Source organism: Candidatus Nanopusillus massiliensis, from assembly GCF_920984865.1.
Genome location: NZ_OV100765.1, coordinates 130,707 through 131,357, shown reverse-complemented (window position 1 = coordinate 131,357; position 651 = coordinate 130,707). Strand labels below are relative to the sequence as shown.

Here is a 651-nt window from a genome sequence, read left to right as displayed (position 1 = left end):
GAAAATCTTTTATCTCATAATTAATTTCTTCTTTATCATAAGATAATAGAAATAATTATTTCTATATAGACAATAACAATTCTACAAATATTATTATTAGTATTATATAAGGAATTATGTACATATTATAAAAATATTCTAAAATGTAATAAATATATTTTATTTATGGTTTATGTAAAATGGATAGGACATTCCTGTTTTTTAATTAAGAGTACATATGGAAATATATTAATAGATCCATTTATTAAACAAAATCCAAAGGCAAAATATGAAGAATCAGATTTAGAAGATATAGATATTATTTTATTAACACATGCACATTTTTGATCATATAGGTTAAAAAATAGAATTAGCTCAAAATACTGATATAAAAGTAATTTGTGTTTTTGAAATAGCTAAATATTTAGAAAAATTTGGAATAAAAACAACTGGATTAAATTTTGGTGGTAGAACAGTTCATAACAATATAGAAATATATTTATTCCCTGCAGTACATACTTCAAGTATAACCGATGAGAATGATAATATATTATGGCTAGGAAATCCAGGTAGTTTTGTAATAAAAGTTGATGACAGGATAATATATCATGCTGGTGATACTATGGTATTTGAAGATATGAAATTAATACCAAGAATTGTTGGAAATATTGA

The 651-nt window shown here is 22.1% G+C and carries 1 protein-coding gene; it reads left to right on the top strand.

The annotated features are described in order from the left end of the window. Positions 1-165: 165 nt before the first annotated feature. On the top strand, positions 166-327 hold the full coding sequence (locus LUA84_RS01025; RefSeq protein ID WP_231434019.1) for an MBL fold metallo-hydrolase: 162 nt from the start codon (positions 166-168) through the stop codon (positions 325-327). Positions 328-651 lie beyond the last annotated feature (324 nt).

Bases quoted from the DNA above. Each gene is read 5' to 3' on its own strand.
- LUA84_RS01025 (WP_231434019.1), top strand. From the start codon at position 166: ATGGTTTATGTAAAATGGATAGGACATTCCTGTTTTTTAATTAAGAGT.